The organism is Streptomyces sp. NPDC005303, assembly GCF_040607335.1.
Taxonomy (GTDB): domain Bacteria; phylum Actinomycetota; class Actinomycetes; order Streptomycetales; family Streptomycetaceae; genus Streptomyces.
In genome coordinates, this window is the sequence record NZ_JBEXGM010000018.1 from 18,285 (window position 1) to 42,749 (window position 24,465).

17 protein-coding genes are annotated in these 24,465 nt (G+C 69.3%); 11 read left to right on the forward strand and 6 right to left on the reverse strand.

Features of this window, described 5'->3' with window-relative positions:
* Positions 1–21: 21 nt before the first annotated feature.
* Together ABZT93_RS24015 and ABZT93_RS24020 are read right to left on the reverse strand one after the other, a co-directional pair.
* Complete coding sequence (locus tag ABZT93_RS24015) at positions 22–876, reverse strand: phosphatase PAP2 family protein (protein WP_356107838.1); 855 nt, start codon at positions 874–876, stop codon at positions 22–24.
* A gap of 131 nt (positions 877–1,007) precedes the next feature.
* Complete coding sequence (locus tag ABZT93_RS24020; protein WP_356107841.1) at positions 1,008–2,042, reverse strand: LacI family DNA-binding transcriptional regulator; 1,035 nt, start codon at positions 2,040–2,042, stop codon at positions 1,008–1,010.
* Between the two features lie 361 nt (positions 2,043–2,403).
* Between ABZT93_RS24020 and ABZT93_RS24025 the strand changes: the two genes are divergently transcribed.
* The 10 genes from ABZT93_RS24025 (at position 2,404) to ABZT93_RS24070 (ending at position 18,835) form a co-directional block, all read left to right on the forward strand.
* Positions 2,404–3,672: an extracellular solute-binding protein gene (locus ABZT93_RS24025; protein WP_356107844.1), complete on the forward strand. Its 1,269-nt coding sequence runs from the start codon at positions 2,404–2,406 to the stop codon at positions 3,670–3,672.
* Positions 3,673–3,805: 133 nt separating this feature from the next.
* Positions 3,806–4,810 (forward strand): sugar ABC transporter permease, encoded by a 1,005-nt coding sequence (locus tag ABZT93_RS24030; protein ID WP_356107847.1) that lies wholly within the window; start codon positions 3,806–3,808, stop codon positions 4,808–4,810.
* Positions 4,811–4,823: 13 nt separating this feature from the next.
* Positions 4,824–5,732, forward strand: coding sequence for an ABC transporter permease subunit (locus ABZT93_RS24035; RefSeq protein WP_356107850.1), 909 nt, complete (start codon positions 4,824–4,826; stop codon positions 5,730–5,732).
* Between the two features lie 146 nt (positions 5,733–5,878).
* On the forward strand, positions 5,879–7,540 hold the full coding sequence (locus ABZT93_RS24040; protein ID WP_356108129.1) for a glycoside hydrolase family 13 protein: 1,662 nt from the start codon (positions 5,879–5,881) through the stop codon (positions 7,538–7,540).
* Between the two features lie 133 nt (positions 7,541–7,673).
* The gene (locus ABZT93_RS24045; protein ID WP_356107852.1) at positions 7,674–8,240 is read left to right on the forward strand and encodes a dihydrofolate reductase family protein; all 567 of its coding nucleotides are present in this window, start codon (positions 7,674–7,676) and stop codon (positions 8,238–8,240) included.
* Between the two features lie 109 nt (positions 8,241–8,349).
* Positions 8,350–9,741, forward strand: coding sequence for an alpha-amylase family protein (locus ABZT93_RS24050; protein WP_356107855.1), 1,392 nt, complete (start codon positions 8,350–8,352; stop codon positions 9,739–9,741).
* 100 nt (positions 9,742–9,841) lie between these two features.
* Positions 9,842–11,245, forward strand: a complete 1,404-nt coding sequence (locus ABZT93_RS24055) for a glycoside hydrolase family 30 beta sandwich domain-containing protein (protein WP_356107857.1) — start codon at positions 9,842–9,844, stop codon at positions 11,243–11,245.
* Between the two features lie 106 nt (positions 11,246–11,351).
* The gene (gene pulA, locus ABZT93_RS24060) at positions 11,352–16,757 is read left to right on the forward strand and encodes a pullulanase-type alpha-1,6-glucosidase (protein ID WP_356107860.1); all 5,406 of its coding nucleotides are present in this window, start codon (positions 11,352–11,354) and stop codon (positions 16,755–16,757) included.
* Between the two features lie 73 nt (positions 16,758–16,830).
* Positions 16,831–18,450: a fused response regulator/phosphatase gene (locus ABZT93_RS24065; protein ID WP_356107863.1), complete on the forward strand. Its 1,620-nt coding sequence runs from the start codon at positions 16,831–16,833 to the stop codon at positions 18,448–18,450.
* A gap of 28 nt (positions 18,451–18,478) precedes the next feature.
* Positions 18,479–18,835, forward strand: a complete 357-nt coding sequence (locus ABZT93_RS24070; protein ID WP_356107865.1) for an isomerase — start codon at positions 18,479–18,481, stop codon at positions 18,833–18,835.
* A gap of 6 nt (positions 18,836–18,841) precedes the next feature.
* On the opposite strand, the gene ABZT93_RS24075 is transcribed toward ABZT93_RS24070, so the two are convergent.
* The 3 genes from ABZT93_RS24075 to ABZT93_RS24085 all read right to left on the reverse strand — a co-directional run bounded on the left by ABZT93_RS24075 (position 18,842) and on the right by ABZT93_RS24085 (position 22,263).
* Entirely contained in the window at positions 18,842–19,558 is a 717-nt protein-coding gene (locus tag ABZT93_RS24075) for a TetR/AcrR family transcriptional regulator (RefSeq protein ID WP_356107867.1), read from the reverse strand.
* 96 nt (positions 19,559–19,654) lie between these two features.
* Positions 19,655–21,580, reverse strand: coding sequence for a hypothetical protein (locus tag ABZT93_RS24080; protein WP_356107869.1), 1,926 nt, complete (start codon positions 21,578–21,580; stop codon positions 19,655–19,657).
* A gap of 146 nt (positions 21,581–21,726) precedes the next feature.
* A complete protein-coding gene (locus ABZT93_RS24085) occupies positions 21,727–22,263 on the reverse strand; it encodes a tetratricopeptide repeat protein (RefSeq protein WP_356107871.1) in 537 nt (178 codons plus the stop codon).
* A gap of 93 nt (positions 22,264–22,356) precedes the next feature.
* Between ABZT93_RS24085 and ABZT93_RS24090 the strand changes: the two genes are divergently transcribed.
* Positions 22,357–22,791 (forward strand): hypothetical protein, encoded by a 435-nt coding sequence (locus tag ABZT93_RS24090; RefSeq protein WP_266381194.1) that lies wholly within the window; start codon positions 22,357–22,359, stop codon positions 22,789–22,791.
* Positions 22,792–22,864: 73 nt separating this feature from the next.
* Here the strand turns inward: ABZT93_RS24090 and ABZT93_RS24095 are convergent, their stop codons facing one another.
* Entirely contained in the window at positions 22,865–24,445 is a 1,581-nt protein-coding gene (locus tag ABZT93_RS24095) for a DUF1996 domain-containing protein (RefSeq protein ID WP_356107873.1), read from the reverse strand.
* Positions 24,446–24,465: the final 20 nt, after the last annotated feature.

The window sequence follows — 24,465 nt, forward strand, 5'->3', positions numbered from 1 at the left end:
GCCGACAGCCGCAGAGACCGGCTACACCTTGGTGAGGAGCAGAGCGCGCTTCTCCGGCACTGCCTTCGGCAGCGCGTACGGCAGCGCCCCGTACCAGAGGCGGGCCACCGTGAAGCCGAACAGCAGGCACAGGATGCCGCCGACCGCGTCGAGCCAGAAGTGGTTGGCCGTCGCGACGATGACCACGAGCGTCGCCGTCGGGTAGAGGAGGCCCAGGACGCGCACCCAGGGCACCGAGGCCAGCGCGAAGATCGTCAGGCCGCACCACAGGGACCAGCCGATGTGCATGGACGGCATCGCGGCGTACTGGTTCGACATGTGCTTCAGGTCGCCGGAGGCCATCGAACCCCAGGTCTGGTGGACCATGACCGTGTCGACGAAGTCACCGCCGTTCATCAACCGCGGGGGCGCGAGCGGATACAGGTAGTAACCGACCAGGGCCACACCCGTGGTCGCGAAGAGCACCAGGCGCGTCGCCGCGTAACGGCCGGGATGGCTGCGGAAGAGCCAGACCAGGACGCCCAGTGTCACGACGAAGTGCAGCGTCGCGTAGTAGTAGTTCATCCCGACGACGAGCCAAGTCACCGAGTTCACCGCGTGGTTGACGGACTCCTCGACCGCGATGCCCAGATGGTGCTCCATCCGCCAGATCCAGCCGGCGTTGCGCAGTGCCTCCGTCTTCTGCTCCGGCACCGCGTTGCGGATCAGCGAATACGTCCAGTAACTCATCGCGATCAGCAGGATCTCGAACCACAGACGCGGTCGGCTCGGGGTGCGCAGTCGGCGAAGGAGACCCGGCCGGTCCGCGGCCGTGAGGGAGTCAGGAGCGGCCGCGTCCTCGCGGTCTTCCAGACTGGTCGCCGTCGAGTCACCCATAGACACAAAGTCTGCCAGAAGCGCCTTACCCCACCGATCATCCCGCGGTCGGGTTCGGGTCGCATGTCCTACGACGGGAAGACTGTCCCGGTCTCCTACCAGCGCACTGGTGGATGCCCGGTTCCTCCGCCCTACGGACGAGAGCGTTCCCCGGGGGCCGAAGCCGTCGAACCGCGTACCACCAGCTCAGGCATGAACACGAACTCGCTGTGCGGCGCGGGCGTTCCGCCGATCTCCTCCAGCAGGGTCCGTACGGCCGCCTGTCCCATGGCGGGCACCGGCTTGCGGACCGTCGTCATCGGCGGGTCGGTGAAGGCGATCAGCGGGGAGTCGTCGAAGCCCACGACCGACACGTCCCGGGGCACCTCCAGGCCCCGCTGCCGGGCCGCCCGTATCGCGCCCAGCGCCATCATGTCGCTCGCGCACACGATCGCCGTGCAGTCACGCTCGATGAGGGCCGTCGCGGCCGCCTGACCGCCCTCCAGGGTGTACAGCGAGTGCTGGACGAGGTCCGCCTCGACGGTCGCCGCGGCCAGCCCGAGCTGGTCCTGCATGGTGCGCACGAAACCCTCGATCTTGCGCTGGACCGGCACGAAGCGCTTGGGCCCGAGGGCGAGACCGATCTTCGTGTGGCCCAGTGACACCAGATGCGTCACGGCCAGCGCCATCGCGGCGCGGTCGTCGGGGGAGATGAACGGCGCCTGCACCTTCGGCGAGAAACCGTCCACGAGCACGAACGGCACGCCCTGCGCCCGCAGCTGCTCGTAGCGCTGCATGTCCGCGGAGGTGTCCGCGTGCAGCCCGGAGACGAAGATGATGCCCGCCACGCCCCGGTCGACGAGCATCTCCGTGAGCTCGTCCTCCGTGGAGCCGCCCGGGGTCTGGGTGGCGAGGACCGGGGTGTAGCCCTGCCGGGTCAGCGCCTGGCCGATCACCTGGGCCAGGGCCGGGAATATCGGGTTCTCCAGCTCGGGGGTGATCAGGCCCACCAGGCCCTCGCTGCGCTGCCGCAGCCGCACCGGGCGTTCGTAGCCCAGCACGTCGAGTGCGGCCAGCACGGACTGGCGGGTGGTGGCGGCGACCCCCGGCTTCCCGTTGAGGACGCGGCTGACGGTCGCTTCGCTCACGCCCGCCTGAGCAGCGATGTCGGCTAGCCGTGTGGTCACGGCACCGGACTGTACCGGCCGTATCGTCATCGCGGTCCCTCTGTTCTGGTCGGTGCCCTCTGTCCCGTAAGGGGATGATTCCCGTCCGGGAGGGGGATGGCAAGAGCTTGCAGAGTCTTGCACAACCCGTAGTCGTCCCGCTCAGCCCCGTAAAACAAGGGTCTCGTGACGGTCGACAAGGGATCACGACGGGGTAACTTCCGCAGTCTCTTGCACTTTTTTGCTGCAAGCTCTTTCGCAAGCCTTGCATCGCTGTTACGTTCCCACTCGCCCGGCGGCCGCAAAGGCGCAGTCGGCAGACGGGGAGGGCAGACGGGACCTCTCCCCGCAGCACACGGGCTTTCACCCTCAAGGAGAACTCATGCGGCGTGGCATAGCGGCCACCGCGCTGGTGGCGTCTTTCGCCCTCGCGGCGACGGCCTGCGGCGGAAGTGACAGCGGCGACAAGGCCGACGGTCCGGTGACCATCACCTGGTGGGACACCTCCAACGCCACCAATGAGGCGCCGACGTACAAGGCCCTGATCAAGGACTTCGAGGCCGCCAACAAGGACATCAAGGTCAAGTACGTCAACGTGCCGTTCGACCAGGCGCAGAACAAGTTCGACACCGCGGCCGGCGCGAGCGGGGCCCCCGACGTGCTGCGCTCCGACGTCGGCTGGACCCCCGCCTTCGCCAAGAAGGGCTACTTCCTGCCCCTCGACGGCACCGAGGCCCTGGCCGACCAGGCCAAGTTCAAGCCGAACCTGATCGAGCAGGCCAAGTACGACGGCAAGACCTACGGCGTCCCCTTCGTCACCGACACCCTCGCCATGGTCTACAACAAGCAGCTCTTCGCGAAGGCCGGTGTCGAGGCCCCCAAGACCTGGGACGACCTGAAGACCGCCGCCGCCACGATCAAGGCGAAGACCGGCGTCGACGGCTACTGGGGCTCCACCGCGGCCTACTACGCCCAGCCGTTCCTCTTCGGCGAGGGCACCGACACCGTCGACGCCTCCGCCAAGAAGATCACGGTGAACTCCGCGGCCGCCAAGAAGGGCTACGGCACCTGGCTGAGCCTCTTCTCCGGCAAGGGCCTGCACAAGGCCGACACCACCGCCGACGCCTACGCCCACATCCAGGACGCGTTCGTCAACGGCAAGGTCGCCGCGATCATCCAGGGCCCCTGGGAGATCACCAACTTCTACAAGGGCTCGGCCTTCACGGACAAGGCCAACCTCGGCATCGACACCGTCCCGGCCGGCTCCACCGGCAAGGCGGGCGCCCCGACCGGCGGCCACAACCTCTCCATCTACGCCGGCTCGGACTCCGCCCACCAGAAGGCGGCCGAGAAGTTCGTGGGCTTCATGACCTCCGCGAAGTCCCAGACGCAGATCGCGCTGAAGAACTCCACGCTGCCCACCCGCGACGACGCCTACACCGCCGAGGTCAAGGCCGACCCGGGCATCGCCGGCTACCAGACGGTCCTCGCCTCCGCCCAGCCGCGGGTGGCCCTGCCGGAGTACAGCTCCCTGCTGACCCCGCTCGACACCGAGCTGAACAGCATCGCCGGCGGCAAGGAGTCCCTGGACAAGGGCCTGGGCAACGCCGAGGCCGCCATCGCCAAGCTGGTGCCGGACTTCAGCAAGTGAGCCCGGGTGGCCGCCGGATCTCCCGATCATGGGGGGAGAGATCCGGCGGCCACCGGCCTGTGCCCAGCCACCACGTGGGGCCGCTTCGCCTTGCCACTTCTCAGAGCCGTAGAACTTCCAGAAGGTGTCGTACATGACAGTCGCCATCGACCGCGCCACCGGCAAGCGCCGCGGTGACCGCGCGCCGCGGCCCGGGCCGGGCCAACGCCTGAAGCACAGCTACCAGAAACACTGGTACGCCTACGCGATGATCACCCCGGTGGCCGTCGTCCTCGGCGTCCTCGTGCTCTATCCCCTGGTCTACGGCATCTACCTCACACTCACCGACGCCAACAGCCTCAACACGGCCCGCACGATCGGCGTCAACCACATCGACGCCACCTACAAGTTCATCGGCCTGGACAACTACGCCGACATCCTCTGGGGCGACACGGCCTACGACCGCTTCTGGTCGCACTTCATCTGGACGATCGTCTGGACGGCCCTGTGCGTGGCCCTGCACTACTGCATCGGCCTGGGCCTCGCGCTGCTGCTCAACCAGAAGCTGCGCGGACGCACGCTCTACCGGCTGATCCTGGTGCTGCCCTGGGCGGTGCCCACCTTCGTCACCGTCTTCGGCTGGCGGTTCATGCTCGCCGACGGCGGCATCATCAACATCGTCTTGGACGCACTCCACCTGCCGAGCCCCGCATGGCTGGAGGACACCTTCTGGCAGCGGTTCGCCGCCATCATGGTCAACACCTGGTGCGGAGTGCCGTTCATGATGGTCTCGCTGCTCGGCGGCCTCCAGTCCATCGACGCCTCGCTGTACGAGGCCGCCGAGATGGACGGCGCGAGCGCCTGGCAGCGGTTCCGGTACGTCACCCTCCCGGGCCTCAGAAGCGTCAGCTCCACCGTCCTGCTGCTCGGCATAATCTGGACGTTCAACCAGTTCGCGGTGCTCTTCCTGATGTTCGGCAACACCGCGCCCGACGCGCAGATCCTCGTCACCTGGGCCTACTACCTGGGCTTCGGACAGCAGCCGCGTGACTTCGCGCAGTCGGCCGCGTACGGCATCCTGCTGCTGGCCATCCTGATCGTCTTCACCTCCTTCTACCGCCGCTGGCTGAACCGCAATGACCAGCAGCTCGCGATCTGAGGCAGGAGCTCCCATGAGTACGACCACAGTCGAGACCTCCGCCGCGGTGTCCGAGGCCGGCCCCGCACAGGCCCCCGGCCGGGTCCGCCGCCGCGGTGAACAGAGCCTCGCCGGCTCCCTCGCCTCGCACGGCATCCTGATCGTCGCGAGCCTGATCGCGCTGTTCCCGATCGTCTGGCTGATCTTCCTGTCCCTCGGTCCGGACAAGGACGACTACCTCCACCCGGGCGGCATCTGGAAGAAGATGACGTTCGACAACTACTCGTTCGTCCTCCAGCACACCGAGTTCTTCAGCTGGCTCAAGAGTTCGCTGATCGTCTCGCTCGGCACCACGGTGATCGGTGTGCTGATCGCCGCGACCACCGGGTACGCCGTGTCCCGGATGCGTTTTCCGGGCTACCGGAAGTTCATGTGGGTGCTCCTGGTCACCCAGATGTTCCCGGTGGCCGTACTCATGGTGCCGATGTACCAGATGCTCTCGGACCTCCAGCTCATCGACAGCTATCTTGGGCTCATCCTCGTGTACTGCACGACCGCGGTGCCGTACTGCGCCTGGCTGCTCAAGGGCTACTTCGACACCATCCCGTTCGAGATCGACGAGGCCGGACGCGTCGACGGGCTGACCCCCTTCGGCACGTTCGCGCGGCTGATCCTGCCGCTCGCCAAGCCGGGGCTCGCGGTCGCCGCGTTCTACAGCTTCCTCACGGCCTTCGGTGAGGTCGCGTTCGCCTCGACGTTCATGCTGTCCGACACGAAGTACACCTTCGCGGTGGGGCTGCAGAGCTTCGTCAGCGAGCACGACGCCCAGCGGAACCTGATGGCCGCGACGGCGGTGCTGATCGCGATACCCGTGTCGGTGTTCTTCTACCTGGTGCAGAAGAACCTTGTCACCGGTCTTACCGCCGGTGGCACGAAGGGGTAGGGCTGTCCGTCTTCCAGCCCGTACAGCCCCGCGCCCCTGAAAGACCCGAGGCGGCCGTGGTCTCCATCCGACCCCGCCGTGACCACGGCCGCCTCGCCACCCTCCCTACCTTTGACCTGATGAACCCGTTACGTACCAAGGACGCCATGAGCCAGCAGCACTCCGCCCTCGCCCCGGCCCCCCACTCCGCCGAAGCCAAGCGCAGCGACTGGTGGCGGGATGCGGTGATCTACCAGGTCTATCCCCGCAGCTTCGCCGACAGCAACGGCGACGGCATGGGCGACCTGGAAGGCATCCGCACCCGACTGCCGTACCTGTGCGACCTCGGCGTGGACGCCGTGTGGCTCAGCCCCTTCTACGCCTCCCCGCAGGCCGACGCCGGTTACGACGTCGCCGACTACCGGGCCGTGGACCCCATGTTCGGCAACCTCCTGGACGCCGACGCGCTGATCCGGGACGCCCGCGCACTGGGCCTCAGGACCATCGTCGACCTGGTCCCCAACCACTCCTCCGACCAGCACGAGTGGTTCAAGCGGGCGGTCGCCGAGGGCCCGGGATCGCCCCTGCGGGACCGGTACCACTTCCGCCCCGGAAAGGGTGAGAACGGCGAACTCCCGCCCAACGACTGGGAGTCCATCTTCGGCGGACCCGCCTGGACCCGTGTCGCGGACGGGGAGTGGTACCTGCACCTCTTCGCCCCCGAGCAGCCCGACTTCAACTGGGACCACCCGGCCGTCGGCGACGAGTTCCGCTCGATCCTGCGCTTCTGGCTGGACATGGGTGTGGACGGCTTCCGCATCGACGTGGCACACGGCCTGGTGAAGGCGGAGGGGCTGCCCGACCTCGGAACCCACGACCAGGTGAAGCTGCTGGGCAACGATGTCATGCCGTTCTTCGACCAGGACGGGGTCCACGAGATCTACCGCCAGTGGCGGCTGATCCTCGACGAGTACTCCGGTGAGCGCATTTTCGTCGCCGAGGCCTGGACCCCGACCATCGAGCGCACCGCGAACTACGTCCGGCCCGACGAACTCCACCAGGCCTTCAACTTCCAGTACCTGAGCACCGCATGGGACGCCGAAGCGCTGCGCGGGGTCATCGACCGCACGCTGGAGGCGATGCGCCCGGTCGGCGCCCCGTCCACCTGGGTGCTGTCCAACCACGACGTCACCCGCCACGCCACCCGCTTCGCCAACCCGCCCGGCCTCGGCACCCAGATCCGCACGGCGGGGGACCGGGAGCTGGGTCTGCGCCGGGCCCGCGCCGCCACGCTGCTGATGCTGGCGCTGCCCGGATCTGCGTACATCTACCAGGGGGAGGAGCTCGGCCTCCCGGACGTCGTCGACCTCGCCGACGAGGTCCGCCAGGACCCTGCCTACTTCCGCGGCGCGGGCCAGGACGGCTTCCGCGACGGGTGCCGGGTGCCGATCCCGTGGACGCGCGAGGGATCGTCGTACGGCTTCGGCGCGGGCGGCAGCTGGCTGCCCCAGCCGTCGGACTGGGCGGAGCTGAGCGTGGAGGCGCAGACCGGCGACCCCGACTCCACCCTGGAGCTGTACCGCACGGCCCTCGCCGTCCGCCGGGCGCAGCCCGACCTGGGCGCCGGCGACTCGGTCGAGTGGCTCCGGGCACCCGAGGGCGTCCTAGCCTTCCGGCGCGGCGAGTTCGTCTGTGTCGCCAACACCGGCGCCGAGTCGGTGACGACTCCGGCGTACGGCCGTCTGCTGCTCGCCAGCGGGGAGGTCGCCGAGGCCGACGGGGACGCGAAGGTGCCGGCCGACACGACCGTGTGGTGGTCGACGGCCTGAGCGACCGCGGGAGGAATCACCGGGCCCTGAGGAGGGTCCGGTGATTTCTTTCTCCGGCGTGTCGATCGGCGGAGGCCGCGTTCGACGCTTGGGTGGAAGGGCGAAACAGCGCCCCGCGACCCGAGGAGAGACCATGAAGATCCGCGCCCGCCTGAGCATGAGCGCCGACGGCTATGTGACCACCCCGAGCGGCTGGCCCGCGCTCACCGCCGACCCCGCGTTCGTCCCCGGCCGGAGCCACGGCATCCGGGAGTTCCTGGCCGACTGCGAGGCGGCCCTCATGGGCCGTACGACCTTCGAGCCCGCGCTGACCAACAGCCGCTGGCCGTGGCCGGACCTGGACGTGTTCGTCCTCGGTTCGCAGCGCCCGGAGGGCACCCCCGATCACGTCACCACCGACAGTGACCCGGTCCGGCTGCTGGAGAAGATCCGCGCCGCCAACCGGGGCGGCGACGTCCACCTCATCGGCGGCCCGCGGACCATCGCGACGTTCCACGCGCTCGGCGCGCTGGACCGCCTCGAACTGGTCGTCCTGCCCCTGCTGTTCGGCGGCGGCACACAGCTGACCCCCGCCCTCAGCCCCGAGACCGGACTGACCTTCCAGAGCCAACGGGCCCTGCCCGGCGGGGCGGTGGAGATCGTCTACTCCTGCGAGGGCCGTCGCGGCGACCTGCCCGGCAAGCCCGCCGAGCAAGTGTGAAACTTCTTGCCGTTACTTTCGCGACTCTTGCTGTAAACATTTCAACAGCGGTACGTTCTCGCCGGCGCCGGGCAAAGACGCCCGGCCGTCACGTAAGGAGAACCCCCACGTGATACCGAGAAGGTCCGCAAGGGCCACCGCTGTCGCCGCGGCCACCGTGCTCGCCGCCACGGTGGCCGTCCTCACCCCCACCACCGCCCAGGCCTCCCCACCGGGCGGCAAGGACGTCACCGCCGTCCTCTTCGAGTGGAACTTCGCCTCCGTCGCCAGGGAGTGCACCAACGCCCTCGGCCCCGCCGGATACGGCTACGTCCAGGTCTCCCCGCCCGCCGAGCACATCCAGGGCTCGCAGTGGTGGACGTCGTACCAGCCGGTCAGCTACAAGATCGCGGGGCGGCTCGGTGACGCCACCGCCTTCCAGAACATGGTCAGCACCTGCCACGCGGCCGGTGTGAAGGTCGTCGTCGACACCGTCGTCAACCACATGTCCGCGGGCAGCGGCACCGGCACCGGCGGCTCGTCGTACTCGAAGTACAACTACCCGGGCCTCTACTCCTCGTACGACATGGACGACTGCACCTCGACCATCACCGACTACACCAACCGCGCCAACGTCCAGAACTGCGAACTCGTCGGCCTCGCCGACCTGGACACCGGCGAGGAGTATGTCCGCGCCACCCTCGCCAAGTACATGAACTCCCTGCTCGGCTACGGCGTCGACGGCTTCCGCATCGACGCGGCCAAGCACATCCCCGCCACCGACCTCGCCAACATCAAGTCCCGGCTGACCAACCCGTCGGTGTACTGGAAGCAGGAGGTCATCTACGGCAGCGGGGAGGCGGTCCAGCCCACCGAGTACACGGGCAACGGGGACGTCCAGGAGTTCCGCTACGCCTACGACCTCAAGCGCGTCTTCAACAACGAGAACCTCGCCTATCTGAAGAACTACGGCGAGGGCTGGGGATACATGAGCAGCTCGGTGGCCGGCGTCTTCGTCGACAACCACGACACCGAGCGCAACGGCTCCACCCTGAACTACAAGGACGGGGCGAACTACACCCTGGCCAACGTCTTCATGCTCGCCTATCCCTACGGCGCCCCGGACATCAACTCCGGCTACGAGTGGTCGGACAAGGACGCCGGGCCGCCCAACAACGGCTCGGTGAACGCCTGTTGGCAGGACGGCTGGAAGTGCCAGCACGCCTGGCCGGAGATCCAGCGCATGGTCGCCTTCCGCAACGCCACCCGCGGTGAGTCGGTCACCAACTGGTGGGACAACGGCGGCGACGCCATCGCCTTCGGGCGCGGAGCCAAGGGATACGTCGCCATCAACCACGAGTCGAGCAGCCTGAGCCGCACCTACCAGACCTCGCTGCCCGCCGGGACGTACTGCAACGTGCAGAACAACACGAGCGTGACGGTCGGCTCCAACGGCCAGTTCACCGCCACCCTCGGCGCCAACACGGCCCTCGCGATCTACGCGGGCAAGTCGAGCTGCTGAGTACCTCATGGGGAACGTGGGATTGACGCTCAAGGAGTGTCGTCCTACGTTCCCTGCTGTCTATGGGAGCGCTCCCACCCTTTTCTCGAAGGAGTGCGTCATGCAGCGCGGACTCAGCAAGTGGGCGGTGACCATGGCGGCGGCCCTGCTCACCGTCGTCGGCGTCACGGCCGCCGACCTGCCTCAGCAGGCCACCGTCACCACCACCGCCACCGTCAACGGCTCCACCACCTACCAGCCCATCGACGGCTTCGGCTTCTCCGAGCACTTCGGCCGGGCCGCCGTCATGAACGGCTCCCAGGGCCTGTCGGCCCAGCACCAACGGGAGTTACTCGACCTGCTGCTCAGCCGCACCACCGGCGCCGGCCTCAGCATCCTGCGCCTGGGCATCGACTCCGGCATCCAGCCCACCGACCCCGGCGGCCCGAACGCCACCCCGCAGTACACCTGGGACGGCTACGACAAGGGCCAGGTGTGGCTCGCCAAGGAGGCCAAGGCGTACGGCGTCAAGCGCTTCTACGCCGACGCCTGGACCGCGCCCGGTTACATGAAGACGAACGGGACGGACGCCGACGGCGGCACCCTGTGCGGTCTTTCGGGAGCCACCTGCGCGAGTGGGGACTGGCGCAAGGCGTACGCGGACTTCCTCGTGCGCTGGGCCAGGTTCTACGGCCAGGAGGGCATCGGCATCACCGACATCGGCTTCACCAACGAGCCCGACTGGACGGCGACGTACGACTCGATGCGCCTCACACCCGCGCAGGCGACGGAGTACGTGAAGTTCTTCGGCCCGCTCGCGAAGGGGGCCGGATACCAGGTCGCCTGCTGCGACTCCTTCGGCTGGACCCAGCAGAAGGCCTACACGAGCGCGATCGAGGCCGACCCGACCGCCCGCGGGTACGTCACCACCCACACCGGCCACAACTACGCCAGCGCGGTCGACAGCCCGCTGCCGACCTCCAGGCACACCTGGATGTCGGAGTGGTCGCCCAACGGCACCACCTGGAACGAGAACTGGGACGACGGCAGCGGCTACGACGGCTTCGCGGTCGCCTCCGCCCTCCACGACGCCCTCACCAAGGGGAACGTCAGCGGATACGTCTACTGGTACGGCGCCTCCCTGGGCGCGACCCGGGGCCTGATCCAGCTGGACGGCGACAGCTACCACGTCTCCAAGCGGCTGTGGGCGATGGCCAACTACAGCCGCTTCATCCGCCCCGGCGCCACCCGGCTCGGCGCCACGACCCCCGACAGCGCCCTGAAGCTCTCGGCGTTCCGCAACACCGACGGCACGGTCACCGTCGTGGCGCTGAACACGGCCACCGAGGCGAACCAGGTCACCTTCAGCCTCCGCAACACCGGGATCACCACCGGGACCGCGACGCCGTACCTCACCAACGGCACGAACAGCACCTCCCGCCAGGCGTCGATCCCGGTCGCCAAGGGCTCGCTCACGGCCACCGTCCCGGCCCGCTCGCTCGTCACCTACACCCTCCGGCACTGAAAGTTCTTTCCGGCTGTTTCAGGACTCTTGCTGTAATCCTTACGGCGGCGATACGGTCACGCGGGGTCGGACCCGCAGAGCCGTACATCGCAAGGAGTCCACGTCTGTGATACCGAGATGGCCGGTGCCGGCCAAGCGCCGCACCACGCATGCCGGACGGGTCGCCGCGGTCACCGTGACCGCGCTGGCCGCAGCGCTCGTCCAGCCGCTGTCCGCCCGGGCGGACACCCCGCCGCCACCACCCTCCGACGCGAAACTCGCCGCGGAACCCGCCCGGCACGACGCCACCCGTGAGCAGTTCTACTTCGTCCTGCCGGACCGTTTCGCCAACGGCGACACCTCCAACGACCGGGGCGGGCTCACCGGTTCACGGCTGAGCACCGGCTACGACCCCACCGACAAGGGCTTCTACCAGGGCGGCGACCTCAAGGGCCTCACCAAGCGGCTCGACTACATCAAGGGCCTCGGCACCACCTCCATCTGGATGGCCCCGATCTTCAAGAACCGGCCCGTGCAGGGGACGGGGTCCAACGCCTCCGCCGGTTACCACGGTTACTGGATCACCGACTTCACCCAGGTCGACCCGCACTTCGGCACCAACAAGGACCTTCAGACCCTCATCTCCAAGGCCCACGCCAAGGGCATGAAGGTCTTCTTCGACGTCATCACCAACCACACCGCCGACGTCGTCGACTACGAGGAGAAGTCCTACGACTACCTCTCCAAGGGCGCCTTCCCCTATCTGACCAAGGACGGCGCGCCCTTCGACGACGCGGACTACGCGTCCGGCGAGCGGAGGTTCCCGGCGGTCGACGCCGACTCCTTCCCGCGCACACCCACGGTCACCGGCGCGAACGCCAAGGTCCCCTCCTGGCTCAACGACCCGACGATGTACCACAACCGCGGCGACTCCACCTACGCCGGCGAGTCCACCACCTACGGCGACTTCTCCGGCCTCGACGACCTGTGGACCGAGCGCCCCGAGGTCGTCTCCGGCATGGAGAGGATCTACCAGCGCTGGGTCAGGGACTTCGACATCGACGGCTTCCGGATCGACACCGTGAAGCACGTGAACATGGAGTTCTGGACCCAGTGGGCCACGGCCCTCGACGCCTACGCCGCCAAGCAGGGCCGGAAGGACTTCTTCATGTTCGGCGAGGTCTACTCCGCCGACACGTCCATCACCTCGCCGTACGTCACCCAGGGCCGCCTCGACGCCACGCTGGACTTCCCCTTCCAGGAGGCGGCACGGCAGTACGCCTCCCAGGGCGCCAGCGCGCAGAAGCTCGCCTCCGTCTTCGGCGACGACTACAAGTACACGACCGACAAGGCCAACGCCTACGAGCAGGTCACCTTCCTCGGCAACCACGACATGGGCCGCATCGGGTACTTCCTGAACCAGGACAACCCGAAGGCCACCGACGCCGAACTGCTCGCCAAGGACAAGCTCGCCAACGAGCTGATGTTCCTCAGCCGCGGCAACCCGGTCGTCTACTACGGCGACGAACAGGGCTTCACCGGCGCGGGCGGCGACAAGGACGCCCGCCAGACGATGTTCGCGTCCAAGACGGCCGACTACCTCGACGACGACGAGATCGGCACCGACCGCACCCACGCGAGCGACGCGTACGACACGAGCGCCCCGCTGTACCGGCAGATCGCGGACCTGGCGAAGCTCCGCAAGGCCAACGCGGCGCTGACCGACGGCGTGCAGGAGGAGCGGTACGCGGCAGACGGGGCCGGGGTCTACGCCTTCTCCCGCACCGACGCGAGGACCGGCCAGGAGTACGTCGTCGCCTTCAACAACGCGGGAGAGGCCAAGTCGGCCTCCTTCGCGACCGGTTCGGCGAACATGGCCTTCAAGGGCGTCTACGGCGGTGCGTCGAGTGTCACCTCCGACGCCGACAAGAAGATCACCGTCACCGTTCCGGCGGGCTCGGCGATCGTCCTCAAGGCGTCCGGCAAGCTCGCCGAGGCCGCCACCAAGCCCACGATCACCCTCAAGGCCCCGGCCACCGGAGCCACCGGCACCGTCGAGCTCACGGCCGGCGTGGACGGCGGACAGCTCGACCGGGTCGTCTTCGCGGCCCAGACCGGCAACGGCACGTGGCGGACGCTGGGCTCCGCCGATCACGCCCCCTACAAGGTCACCCAGACCATCGGCAAGGACATCCCGGCCGGAACAGCCCTGCGCTACAAGGCGGTTGTCGTCGACTCGACCGGACGCACGGCCTCGGCCACGGCCGAGTCCGTGACCGGCACCCCGCCCGCCGAGGAGACCCCCACCGCCTCCTCCCGCGACTACGCGGTCGTCCACTACAAGCGCACCGACGGCGACTACGCCGACTGGGGCCTGTACGCCTGGGGCGACCTCTCCGACGGCGAGTCCACCACCTGGCCCGACAGCCACCCCTTCGTCGGCCGGGACGCGTACGGCGCCTTCGCCTACGTCAAACTCAAGCCCGGCGCCTCGAACGTCGGCTTCCTCGTCATCGACAAGAACGGCGACAAGGACGTCTCCGCCGACCGCACGATCGACGTCACCAAGACCGGCGAGGTGTGGATCGAGCAGGGCAAGGACGCCGTACGGACGGAACGCCCCGACTACCCGGCACAGGACAAGTCGAAGGCGGTCATCCACTACCACCGCGCCGACGGGAACTACGACGGCTGGGGTCTGCACGTCTGGACGGGCGCCGCGAACCCCACCGACTGGTCGAAGCCGCTGGAGCCGGTGCGGACCGACGCCTACGGCGCGGTCTACGAGGTGCCGCTCGACGACGGTGCCACGAGCCTCAGTTACATCATCCACAAGGGCGACGAGAAGGACCTGCCCACCGACCAGTCCCTGGACCTCACGGCCGACGGCCACGAGGTGTGGCTGCTGAACGGCCACGAGGAGTACCTGCTCCCGCAGCCCGCCGGGTCGGCCGCCGCGCTCGACCTGACCACCTCCAAGGCGGTCTGGATCGACCGGAACACGGTCGCCTGGAACGGCTCGGAGGCCGCCGCCTCCACCCAGTTGCTCTACTCCCACGACGGCTCGATCACCGTCGACGGCGGGGCCCTGACCAGCGACGACGAGCGGTGGCTACGGCTCACCAAGACCGCCCTCACCGACGCGCAGAAGGCGAGGTTCCCGCACCTGAAGGACTACACCGCCTGGTCCGTCGACCCGCGTGACCGCGATCGGGTGAAGGAAGCCCTCAGCGGGCAGCTGGTCGCCTCCCAACGGGCCGCCAACGGAGCCGTGTCGGCGGCGACGGGCGTCCAGATCGCCGGCGTGCTCGACGACCTGTACCCGAAGGCGACGAAGGCCGACCTCGGGCCGACGTTCGGCAAGGGACGCCCGACGCTCGCGGTCTGGGCACCGACCGCGCAGTCGGTGAAGCTCGAACTCGACGGCTCCACGGTCGCCATGAAACGTGACTCCACCACCGGTGTCTGGTCCGTCACCGGCCCCCAGTCCTGGAAGGGCAAGCCCTATCGGTATGTGGTGAAGGTCTGGGCGCCCAGCGTCCGGAAGGTCGTCACCAACAAGGTCACCGACCCCTACTCGGTCGCGCTCACCACCGACTCCGAGCGCAGCCTCGTTGTCGACCTGGACGACAAGTCCCTTGCGCCGGGCGGCTGGTCGACGTACGCCAAGCCGAAGGCCGTGCCCCTCAAGGACGCCGAGATCCAGGAGCTGCACATCCGGGACTTCTCGGTGGCGGACACGACCGTGCCGGCGAAGGACCAGGGCACCTACCTCGCCTTCACCGACAGGAACAGCGACGGCTCGCGGCACCTCAAGGAGCTCGCGAAGTCGGGGGCGAGCTACGTCCACCTCCTGCCCGCCTTCGACATCGCGACGATCCCCGAGAAGAAGTCCGACCAGGCGACCCCCGACTGCGACCTCGCCTCCTACCCGGCCGACTCCGACCGGCAGCAGGAGTGCGTAGCGAGGACCGCCGCGAAGGACGCCTACAACTGGGGCTACGACCCGTACCACTACACCGTCCCGGAGGGCTCGTACGCGACCGACCCGGACGGCACCGGCCGTACGGTCGAGTTCCGGAAGATGGTCAAGTCCCTCAACGACGACGGCCTCAGGGTCGTCATGGACGTCGTCTACAACCACACCGCGGCCGGCGGACAGGCCGCCACGAGCGTGCTCGACCGGATCGTCCCCGGCTACTACCAGCGGCTCCTCGCCGACGGTTCGGTGGCCAACAGCACCTGCTGCGCGAACACGGCCACCGAGAACGCCATGATGGGCAAGCTGGTCGTCGACTCCGTCGTCACCTGGGCCAGGGAGTACAAGGTCGACGGCTTCCGCTTCGACCTCATGGGCCACCACCCCAAGGCCAACATCCTGGCCGTGCGCAAGGCCCTCGACGCGCTGACCCTCAAGAAGGACGGCGTCGACGGCAAGAAGATCATCCTCTACGGGGAGGGCTGGAACTTCGGCGAGGTCGCCGACGACGCCCGCTTCGTGCAGGCCACGCAGAAGAACATGGCCGGGACCGGGATCGCGACCTTCTCGGACCGCGCCCGTGACGCCGTACGCGGCGGCGGCCCCTTCGACGAGGACCCCGGCGTCCAGGGCTTCGCGTCCGGCCTCTACACCGACCCCAACGGGTCCACCTCGAACGGAACCCAGGCGGAACAGAAGGCCCGCCTGCTCCACTACCAGGACCTCATCAAGGTGGGTCTCTCCGGCAACCTCGCGAAGTACCGTTTCACCGACAGCGGCGGCAAGGAGGTCACCGGCGCCCAGGTCGACTACAACGGGCAGCCCGCCGGATACGCGCAAGCGCCCGGTGACGCCCTCGCCTACGCCGACGCGCACGACAACGAGTCCCTGTTCGACGCGCTGACGTACAAGCTGCCCGCCGGCACCAGCGCCTCCGACCGGGCCCGGATGCAGGTCCTCGCCCTGGCCACGGCAGCCCTCTCGCAGGGTCCGGCGCTGTCCCAGGCGGGCACCGACCTGCTGCGCTCCAAGTCCCTGGACCGCAACTCCTTCGACAGCGGGGACTGGTTCAACGCGATCCACTGGAACTGCCAGGACGGCAACGGCTTCGGCCGCGGACTGCCCATGGCGGCCGACAACGCCTCCAAGTGGCCGTACGCCAAACCGCTGCTGAGCTCCGTGAAGGTTGGCTGCGCGCAGATCGAGGGGGCCTCGGCCGCCTATCGCGACCTGCTGCGGATCCGTACGACGGAGAAGGCGTTCTCGCTCGGCACGGCGGACCAGGTGCAGTCCCGGCTGTCCTTCCCGCTGTCCGGCAAGGAGGAGACACCCGGCGTGATCACGATGGAACTCGGTGACCTGGTCGTCGTCTTCAACGCGACGCCGAAGGCACAGAGCCAGCGGGTCGACGCCCTTGCCGGAAGCACATACCGGCTGCACCCCGTGCAGGTGGCGGGGGCGGACTCTACCGTCAAAGGGGCGTCCTACGAGGAGGAATCGGGCACGTTCGCCGTTCCGGCACGAACCGTGGCCGTTTTCATCCGCCATCCCTAGCTGAAGGCATTACCTTGGTGGAGCAGGCCCTGAACCCCGGTCTGCTCCACCGGTGTTGCCCGAGGGGTGACAGATGGACGCACAACACAAGCTGACCGGCACGACCGTGATGGTCGTGGACGACGTGGAGGCCAGCCGGTACGCCGTGGGCACCGTGCTGAGCCGGGCCGGGCACCGGGTCATACCGGTCGCCACCGGCGGCGAGGCCCTCGCCGAACTCGACACCCGGCTGCTCAAGGGCACCCTGCCGGACGTGGCGCTCGTCGACGTCGGGCTGCCCGACATGAGCGGCTTCGACCTGTGCCGGATGTTCAAGGAACGCCCGCACACGGCCGGGATGCCCGTCGTGCACTTCTCGGCCTCCGCCGTGCCCCCCACCGTGCACTGCGCGGGCATGGACACCGGCCTCGAGGCCTATCTGAAGGTGCCCGCCGAGCCCCTGGAGATCGAGGCCGTCGTCCGGGCCGCCGTACGCAACGCGCAACTGCGGGCCGGCGACCAGGCACTGGTACGACGGCTCACCCTGCTCTCCGAGACGATCGTCACCATCCAGTCGGCGCGCACCCTCCAGGAACTGTCCGACGCGGCCGCCGAGGGCGTCTCACGGCTCACCGGCACCCCCGCCGCCGTCTTCGTCCTCGACCAGGACGACCTGCTCTACCGCGGCCTGTCCCGCGACCGCATCCCCGTCGCGCTGCCCGACGACGACGCCGACCAGGCCGTCGCGAGTCTGCTGCGCCGGCTCACCCGGGGGCAGGCCGGAGTACAGCTCACCACCGTGCCGGCGCCGCTGTGGCCCGCCGGGTTCTTCCGGCCCGGCGTCGAGCACGACGCCCGCCTCGCCCTCGTCGTCACCCAGGACGGCCGGGCCCCGGTGTGTCTGGCCGCGCCCGCGCGCGGGATGCGCAGGGTGGGGCTGGAGGGCGAGGCCCTGCTGGCCCAGCTCGCGCAGGCCACCGCGCTGGCCGCCGAGCCGCTGCTCATGTACAAGGTCGAGCGGCATGTCGCCCTCACCCTCCAGCACAGCTTCCTGCCCCAGCCGCACAAGCTGCCCGAGCTGCCCGGCATCGACGTCGTGGTCCGTTACGTCCCGGCCTCCCGGCAGACCGAGATCGGCGGCGACTTCTACGCCGCGCTGCGCGTCGACGAGGGTGTGCTCACCGCGGTCGGCGACGTCGTCGGGCACTCGCTGGACGCGGCGACCGTCATGGTCGAGCTCCGGCACGCGCTGCGCGCCTACGCCGTCGACGAGAGCGACCCTGCCGTGCTCGCCGAGCGCCTCGACCGGACCCTGCGGCGCTACCACCCCGACACCACGGCCACCGTCTGCCTGGCCCTGATAGACCCGGAGACCGGGCGCACCCGGATCGCCAACGCCGGCCACATCCCGCCGCTGATCGTCCGCGACACCGGCACCGCCGACTACGCCGAGGCAGCGGGACCGCTGCTCGGGGTCGGTCTGCCCCATCCGCCGGCCACCGAGCTGTTCCTCGAACCCACCGACCGGCTCCTCATGGTCACCGACGGCCTCATCGAGACCCGCGGCACCGACCTCACGGCCTCCCTGGAACACCTGCGCGCCGCCTCCTCGGGCGCCCTGCCCGGACTGGACGCGCTGTGCGACACCCTCCTGGACACCTTCGGCCACGACCGGGAGGACGACATCGCCATGCTGGCACTGCGGCTAGGGTGATCTGTGCCGTCGTAGAACAGGAGTGCCCATGCCGCAGATCACCGTCGACCACTCGCGTTTCGTCGCCTTCGACCGGGAGGAGTTCGCTCGGGGCCTGCACACCGCCCTCGTCGAGATCGCGGCCGCGAAGCCGGAGGCCTGCAAGACACAGTTCCGGGCGAGCGAGGTCACCGCGTTCGGGTACGAGGATCCGGCGGACGGCGGCCACGCCGTCGTGCACGTCACGATCGGTCTGCTCGCCGGGCGTACCGACGAGACGAAGGCCAGGCTGACCGAGGCGGTCCTGGAACTTCTCCGCGAGCACATCGAGGACGACGGGGCCGTGCTGCACGCCTCGGCGGAGGTCCGGGACCTCGATGCCTCCTACCGGAAGTTCGAGCGCTAGGCGTCTTCAGGACGCCAGGGAGATCAGCCGGGCGGCGAGGTCGGTGAACGGTCCGTCGTTCGGCTCGTCCTTGAGCATGTGGCGCAGCAGCGCGGTCATCTCCTCGTCGAAGGCCGCGCTCACCGCGGCCAGCGCCGCGAAGTCGTGCACGAGCTTCAACTCCAGCTCGGCGCGCGGGATACGGCGGCCGTCCAGCCAGATCAGGGCCGTCGACTCGACGAGCGAGATCCAGGAGCGGACGACCAGTTCCAGTCGCGCGGGCGGATCGTCCACGCGCAGATGCGACAGGATCTGCTCGTAGGCGACCTGTCGTACGGAGTCGATGAGCGCGTTCGTCGCCGAGACGTGGCTCATTGAGTGGGCTCCGCCCACGGACACGGCGGGCCCGCCGCGCATCAACGCCGAGAAGCCCGGCCCGTGTTCGTCCACGAAGTCGAAGAACCGGCGCATCACCCGCAGCAGCCGACCGCCCAGCGAGCCCTGGTGCGGCTCCTCGAACCGGCTCGCCAGATCCTGTGCCGCCCGCTTCAACGCGGCTTCGTACAGGCTGAGTTTGCCGGGGAAGTAGTGGTAGACCAGCGGTCGCGAGATACCTGCCGCCGCCGCTATCTCGTCGATGGAGACCTCGTCGGGCGAGCGGCGGGCGAACAGTTCGAGGGCGACGCCGATCAACTGCTGACGCCGTTCCTCGACTCCCATTCTTCGACGGACCCCGGTTGTCATACGAACACCTTACCGATCGGATCCGGCCTCGAACGGGCCGGTTCGACCAGCGATGTTCACATGTCCGGCACCGGTCGGCCACTAGGGGAACAAGCCCTACCGCAGCCCACTGACCGCCCGGCCGTCCTCCAGGGTCCCCTTCAGCTCGGCCCGGCCTCCCTGCCGCGCCTTCACCGCCAGCAGGTTGCCCCGGGCGGAACCCCTCACCCCGCCCGTCGCGCTGATCGACGACGTCCCCCGGCTCCCCGCCGCCAGCAGGTACCAGGACCCCGCCGCCGACTTCCACAGCACCCCGGCCAGCACCTGCGGATCCTTCGCCCCGCACGCCGGTACGTTCTCCGCCTTCGCCGCGACCGCCCCGTACTTCGAGCCCGGGGTGTGGAACTGGGCCAGCACCCGCTCGCCGCCGCCCTGCCAGGTCTCGGCCCGGGTGCACACCCAGTCGGCCGTACCGCTCGCGTCGGGCAGCGGCTGCGACGCATAGGCCCAGGCGTTCACACCGCGCACACCCGAGGAGCGCATCGCACCGAGCGAGCAGGCGTACGGCGCCCAGGTGCGCAGCGCCCCCGCTCCGGAGGCGTCCTTCACCGACCCGGGGCGGCCGGTGGTGAGGCGGGCCGGGACCAGTTCGCCGAGGTCGGTCAGCAAACGGGTGCCGGAGGCGTCCGTCAGCTGGAGGACGTTCCAGGAGGTGCAGGCGCCGTTCTGTACGGGGCCCGGCATCGGCGAGGTGGCGCCGCCGGACAGCGGGAGGCCCAGGGCGTTGGAGCCCGGCTTCAGCAGGTCCCGCTCGGCGGCCTTCGTCACCCAAGGGGCCGTCAGATAGCGGATGTTGCCGTCGGCCCGGCCCAGGACGACCGCGCCCGCCCCGGCCCGGTCCGCGCCGTCGACCCGGGCGAAGTCGAGGGCGGCCCCCTTGGTGCCGTCCCGCGGCTCGGCGTAGCGGACGATGCGCAGACCGTCGTAGAGGAGCACCACGCGTGCGTTGTCGACGGTCCCGGCGTACAGGAGCTGCGGCGGGCCGGAGGGGCCGCCCGACGGGGTGCCGGGGGTCGCGGAGACCTGGACGTTCTCACCGGGGCGGGCCCAGACGGCCAGGGCGCGGCGCAGCAGGTCGCTGTCGCCGGTGAGGTCGCCGCGCGCGGGCCACACGGAGAAGTCGGTGCGCGCCGAGGACTCCCACGCGGCGGCCGGGACCTTGAGCAACAGGGCCGGGTCCAGGGCGGCCCGGGCGGCGGGGTTCTGCGCGTAGGGGGGCGCGGCGGCACCGTCGGGGCCCCAGCCGTCGCCGGGCAGGCCGAGCAGCGCCCCGCACACGGCCACGGCCGCCGCGGCGGCGAGCGCTGCCTTCATGTGCTGCCTGCGCCGCATCAGGTCGGTGGGGCGGGCCTGGAGCGAACAGGGGTCGAACTCGGGGGAGTCGAGGAGGGCGTACGCGTCCTCGGTACCGGCGGCCTCGTCGAGCGCCGCGTCCACGTCGGTCACGCCCGCCGCCGTCAGCAGTTCCCGTACGTCACCGTCGGGGAGCTTCTCCAGGCCGCGCAGGACACAGGCGGCGCGGGCCGGGCCGGACATGGCCGACAGCCGCTGGTCCAGGGCGAGTTCGTCGGCGCCGCCGGAGCGCGGGAAGAGCCTGAGGCCCCACACCTGGGGGAGCAGCGGCGGAAGCTGGGAGCGCTTGGGCCACGCCCGGCGCCGGAGCGGCAGTCCGGCCTCCAGTGCCGTACGCACCACCTGGAGGCGGACGAAGGTGTAACCCGGGTCGCCCTCGCGGCCGGCCGACTGTGCCGGGATCACGGGCGCCGCGGTCCGGCCCCGCGGCAGGGCGCGCTGGGTGAGGGCGTGCGCGGTCAGAACCCGGCGGCCCCGGCCGAGGCCCGGCGGCAGTACCAGATAGGCGAGCCGGACCAGCCGGGGGTAGTGCTCGACCAGTGCGGCCTCGGCCTGCTCGACATCGACGACGGGGTCGGCGGCGGAGCCGGAGGCGGGTGCGGGGCGCGGGGCGACATCCTGTGACTGCACGTTCAGCAGAACGAGCGAATCGTCGGTTGGTCACCGCCGCCCTGGTGCCGCATTCTCCCCGGGGTGACCCCCGGACCCCCGGCAGAAAGGCGGGTCGGCCCGCATGACCGGCGCGGACGTCGCGAGGCGAACCCTGGTGACTCGGTTCAGCCTTCCGGGTCGACCAGGGCGCGCGCGTAGTTGGCCATCGATCGCTGGTAGCGCGGCAGATGAGGGGCGAGCGCGCCGAGGACCAGCGACAGCCCCTCGCGGTCGCGGCCGAGGCTGGACAGGCACAACGCGAGCGTGGCCCGTACCGCGTCGTCCAACTCGTCGGACGGACCGTCCAGTTCGGGCGTGAGCAGCTTGACGCCCTCCTCGGCCTGCCCGATGTTCCGCAGCGAACTGGACAGCTGGATCTTGGCGCGGCGCCCCTTGTATCCGCGCAGCCCCTTCGCGAGCGCCTCCCGGTACAGCGGGGCCGCCTTGTCGGAGTGCCCCGTCGAGTCCCAGGCACAGGCCCGCTCGAAGAGGCCGTCCGGGCTGCCGTCGGGCAACTCGGCCACGAGGGCGTCGATCACGGCCCGGAAGTCGGCCGCCCGCTCCTCGGGATACTCGTCCAAGGTCGCCCAGGCGGCGTCGACCCGCTTTTCCCAGTCGTCGTTCACCGGCACACTTTCGCACAGCCGTGCCCGTGACGACATCAGGATTTGAGCGTCCCGCGCCCCACAGCCGTATGGGAGGAGACGGACCCCCGCCGGGGCCCGTCCGACGTGACCCCGTGACCGGAGGAACAGATGAGGTTGACCCGACCGATGCTCGCGCTGACCGGCGCGGCCGCGGTGCTGGCGCTGGCGGGCTGCGGATCCGGCGGTGACGCGAAGGCCGCCGCGGTGCCGTCGGCGGCCACCGGCAGCCTGGAGCACCTCGCAGCCGAGGTGAAGTGCACGCCCAACATCCAGATCGACGCCGACGAGCTGCGCCAGGCCGTGTGCAAGAAGGCCAAGGACGCCGACGGCAAGTTCATCCTCGCCACCTTCGCCACCGACCGCGGCCAGCGCGAGTGGATCAACGGGGCCAAGGACTACGGCGGCCACTTCCTGGTCGGCCGCAAGTGGGTCGCCGTCGGTGACACCACCAAGACGGTGACGGTGCTGCGCAAGACGCTCGGCGGGGACATCGAGGAGGGCACGGACCACTCGAAGATGGGCGCCACGCACTCGGCCCACTGAGGACGGCGCACTGAGGACCCGGACACGAGAAAGCCGGCGGTGAGAGATTCTCACCGCCGGCTTTCTCAGTGCGTCACTGGCACTTCTTGCCGGTGTTGATGCAGTTGACCATCTGGTTCATCGTGTTCTGCGAGAAGAAGTTGATGAAGTCGTTGTGGTCGGTGATCGGCTTGTGCAGGTTCTCCGGGAAGGTGTCCACCGCGTAGGGGTTGACGACCGTGCCGTTCTGCAGCTTCGGGGCCGGGACGTTGTAGACGAGCCGGACCTGGAGCTGGGGGATCGCCTTGAAGCCGTTGGCGCAGCTGCCGTCGGCCGCGGCGAACGCCACGTGCGTGCGGTGGTTGGCGCTGTCGATGTTCTGACCGTCCCAGCAGCTCTGGAAGTTGGTCGTGCGCACCACCTGGCTGCCCTGCGGGCAGATCGGGTACTTGTCGTGCAGCTGCACCTTGTTCTCGAAGCCGGTGCAGGACCAGTTCACGTTGGCGTTGGCGTTGCCGTTGACGAAGGCCTTGGCGTCACCGGTGATGATGCGCAGGGCCGTCGGCATCGCGACGACGTTGCCCTTCTTGTTGCCGACGAACTTGATCTGCGCCTGGGAGGCCTGGAGGATCTTGCCGACGTTGCCCTCCTTGCCACCGCCGTCCGCGTTCTGGTCGAAGTCCTGTGTGCCGTTCTGCAGACGCAGCACCGGCCAGAAGTACGAGGACTTGTCGCCCTGGTTCTGGCAGGTGGTCTGGGCCGCCGCCAGCTCCTGGTCGCTCGCGAACGCGTCGTTGCTCTGGTTGCCGACGTAGTCGTGCAGGTGGTGGGCACCGTTGGCGACACCGGGGGCCACGATCACGTTGTCCGTGTTGTGGTTCTTGTTCGCGTTGGTGCCGCACTTGGTGGTGAAGGTGCCTCGCGAACCCGAGTTGCCGTTGGCGGGGAGACCGTTCGTGCCCACACCGAGCTGGGCGCTGCCGCCCTGGACCTTGGTGATGTCCACGAAGTCGGCCGCGACCGGGCCGTTGCCGCCCTGTCCGCCGTTGCCCTGCTGGCCGCCCTGCTGCTGGCCGCCGTTCTGCTGACCACCGTTCTGCTGGCCGCCCTGCTGCTGACCACCATTCTGCTGCTGGCCGCCCTGCTGCTGGCCGCCGTTCTGCTGCTGGCCGCCGTTGTTCTGGCCGGCGTTGGTCTGCGCGTTCTGCGTGGTGCAGGCGGCCAACTGGCTGAGCGAGGTGTTGAACTGGCCCCCGACCCGCTGGATGTCGATGCGGATCCGGTCGATCGTGGCCGCCCGCTTCTCCTTCAGGGGACCGACGATGGCGTTCTGGACGAAGCCCGAGTCACCCGCCTGGGCCTGTCGCGTCGAGGCGAGCCTGGCGTAGGCCTCGGTGATCTGCTTGTCCAGGTTGGCCAGTTCGGTGGCCACCCCCTGACGGGCGTTCTGAGGCACGTTCGTCAGCTTCTGACCGACGTCGGGGCACGAGATGGTCGCCACCTGCGCGGCGGCGGCCTTGGTCTGGTTCTGCGACCAGCCGTTGTTGTTCGACTCGTGCGCCGAAGCGTAGAAGTTCGCCCAGATCAGCCCGCCCCCACCGAGCGCTAGGGCCGCCGACGCGGCTATGGCCTTGCCGGCCATCGACGAGCGGCGTTTACGTGTATTGCGTCCCATGGAACTCCTCTGACTTCCTT

Excerpts from the sequence above, each read along its gene's own strand:
- ABZT93_RS24095 (WP_356107873.1), bottom strand. The coding sequence starts at position 24,445 with ATGGGACGCAATACACGTAAACGCCGCTCGTCGATGGCCGGCAAGGCC.
- ABZT93_RS24065 (WP_356107863.1), top strand. The coding sequence starts at position 16,831 with ATGGACGCACAACACAAGCTGACCGGCACGACCGTGATGGTCGTGGAC.
- ABZT93_RS24040 (WP_356108129.1), top strand. The coding sequence starts at position 5,879 with ATGAGCCAGCAGCACTCCGCCCTCGCCCCGGCCCCCCACTCCGCCGAA.
- ABZT93_RS24085 (WP_356107871.1), bottom strand. The coding sequence starts at position 22,263 with ATGTCGTCACGGGCACGGCTGTGCGAAAGTGTGCCGGTGAACGACGAC.
- ABZT93_RS24045 (WP_356107852.1), top strand. The coding sequence starts at position 7,674 with ATGAAGATCCGCGCCCGCCTGAGCATGAGCGCCGACGGCTATGTGACC.
- ABZT93_RS24075 (WP_356107867.1), bottom strand. The coding sequence starts at position 19,558 with ATGACAACCGGGGTCCGTCGAAGAATGGGAGTCGAGGAACGGCGTCAG.
- ABZT93_RS24090 (WP_266381194.1), top strand. The coding sequence starts at position 22,357 with ATGAGGTTGACCCGACCGATGCTCGCGCTGACCGGCGCGGCCGCGGTG.
- ABZT93_RS24055 (WP_356107857.1), top strand. The coding sequence starts at position 9,842 with ATGCAGCGCGGACTCAGCAAGTGGGCGGTGACCATGGCGGCGGCCCTG.
- ABZT93_RS24025 (WP_356107844.1), top strand. The coding sequence starts at position 2,404 with ATGCGGCGTGGCATAGCGGCCACCGCGCTGGTGGCGTCTTTCGCCCTC.
- ABZT93_RS24030 (WP_356107847.1), top strand. The coding sequence starts at position 3,806 with ATGACAGTCGCCATCGACCGCGCCACCGGCAAGCGCCGCGGTGACCGC.
- ABZT93_RS24015 (WP_356107838.1), bottom strand. The coding sequence starts at position 876 with ATGGGTGACTCGACGGCGACCAGTCTGGAAGACCGCGAGGACGCGGCC.
- ABZT93_RS24035 (WP_356107850.1), top strand. The coding sequence starts at position 4,824 with ATGAGTACGACCACAGTCGAGACCTCCGCCGCGGTGTCCGAGGCCGGC.
- ABZT93_RS24070 (WP_356107865.1), top strand. The coding sequence starts at position 18,479 with ATGCCGCAGATCACCGTCGACCACTCGCGTTTCGTCGCCTTCGACCGG.